Genomic DNA, 512 nt, shown 5'->3' with positions numbered 1-512 from the left:
TATCACCTCGCCGGCGCTTTTCGCAGATTAGCACGTCCTTCATCGCCTCTGACTGCCAGGGCATCCACCGTGTACGCTTAGTCGCTTAACCTCACAACCCGAAGATGTTTCTTTCGATTCACCATCGACTTGCGAAAATTTGAGAGACTCGAACACACATTAACTGTGTGTCGTTTCAATTTTCAGCTTGATCCAGATTTTTAAAGAGCAAATATCTCAAACATAACTCACTGAGTTAGTTTTGAGATATTGAGGCAGGTGACTTTCACTCACAAACCAGCAAGTGGCGTCCCCTAGGGGATTCGAACCCCTGTTACCGCCGTGAAAGGGCGGTGTCCTGGGCCTCTAGACGAAGGGGACACTAAAGTCTCAATCGCAAGACGCCTTGCTTCTTTACATCTATCAGACAATCTGTGTGGACACTACAAAGGCAGGTTCTTTAAGGTAAGGAGGTGATCCAACCGCAGGTTCCCCTACGGTTACCTTGTTACGACTTCACCCCAGTCATGAAT

1 tRNA gene and 2 rRNA genes are annotated in these 512 nt (G+C 47.9%); all 3 read right to left on the bottom strand.

The features are described from left to right. Window positions 1-91, bottom strand: a 23S ribosomal RNA gene (locus tag WFN75_RS22505); the annotation flags it as partial. A gap of 193 nt (window positions 92-284) precedes the next feature. Further along, window positions 285-360: transfer RNA gene (locus WFN75_RS22500), tRNA-Glu, on the bottom strand. An 85-nt stretch (window positions 361-445) separates the two neighbouring features. Then, window positions 446-512: ribosomal RNA gene (locus WFN75_RS22495) — 16S ribosomal RNA — on the bottom strand; the annotation flags it as partial.

Origin of the sequence: Leclercia sp. UBA7405 (assembly GCF_037152215.1) — a bacterium.
Lineage (GTDB): Bacteria > Pseudomonadota > Gammaproteobacteria > Enterobacterales > Enterobacteriaceae > Enterobacter > Enterobacter pneumoniae.
Note: the sequence above shows the minus strand (reverse complement) of the source record. Positions and strands in the feature narration are given on the sequence as shown.